This is a genomic window from Halomonas sp. ND22Bw, assembly GCF_003011945.1.
Taxonomy (GTDB): Bacteria; Pseudomonadota; Gammaproteobacteria; order Pseudomonadales; family Halomonadaceae; genus Halomonas; species Halomonas halophila.
In genome coordinates this window covers 1-404 of record NZ_PXWD01000246.1, presented here as the reverse complement: position 1 = coordinate 404, position 404 = coordinate 1, and the positions used below count along the sequence as shown (strand labels likewise).

The following is a 404-nucleotide window of genomic DNA, read 5'->3' as shown; positions in this document are numbered from 1 at the left end:
ACACAGGGCCGTCTACTCCAGCGGCGGCGTCGCGCTCAGCACTTCCTCGATGGTCGTCACGCCTTCGGCCACGCGCAGCGCGCCGGCGAGCCGCAGCGGACGCATGCCGTCGGTGACGGCTTGGCGGCGCAGGGCCGACAAGACCGGCTCCTTGTTCACGCGCGCCTTGAACTCCTCGCTGATGCTGAGCAGTTCGTACAGGCCCATGCGGCCCATGTAGCCGGTCATGCGGCAGTCGACGCAGCCCACGGCCCGATAGGCGCGCACCGAGCCGGTGATCTGCCAGGGCGCGACGAACTCGGCGAGCTTCTCGCGCGGGACCGACTCGTTGGGCTGCTTGCACAGCGGGCACAGTGTGCGCACCAGGCGTTGCGCCAGCACGCCGAGCATCACGGCGTTGATCA

The 404-nt window shown here is 69.6% G+C and carries 1 pseudogene; it reads right to left on the bottom strand.

What is annotated here, in order from left to right:
* Positions 1-12: 12 nt before the first annotated feature.
* A pseudogene (locus CVH10_RS17895) lies at positions 13-404 on the bottom strand (type II/IV secretion system protein); the annotation flags it as partial.